The following is a 231-nucleotide window of genomic DNA, read 5'->3' as shown; positions in this document are numbered from 1 at the left end:
CCGGTCGAGCGTCACCCCGAACAGGAAGCGCAGCGCCGATACCGTGGCGCCGATGACGGACTCGCTGACGCCATGCTCGCGCTGGTGAAGCTGAAAGCGCCGCACATCCTCTGCCGTCGCGGTATCCGGCGGACGTTTCAGGAACGCCGCGAAGGCGCGGACGTGGCGGACATAGTCGTGCTGCGTCCGCGTCCGCATCGAACGCATCGCCATATCGTCGAGCATCCGCTG

The 231-nt window shown here is 67.1% G+C and carries 1 protein-coding gene; it reads right to left on the bottom strand.

The genetic code is table 11. From position 1 onward, the window contains the following. A partial coding sequence (locus tag SM191_RS19785) for a phage integrase N-terminal SAM-like domain-containing protein (protein WP_341507686.1) occupies window positions 1-231 on the bottom strand: 231 nt, incomplete at both ends.

Origin of the sequence: Sphingomonas sp. 2378, from assembly GCF_038084995.1 — a bacterium.
Lineage (GTDB): Bacteria > Pseudomonadota > Alphaproteobacteria > Sphingomonadales > Sphingomonadaceae > Sphingomonas.
The sequence above is the reverse complement of the archived record's forward strand: the minus strand, read 5'-3'. Positions and strand labels throughout refer to the sequence as shown.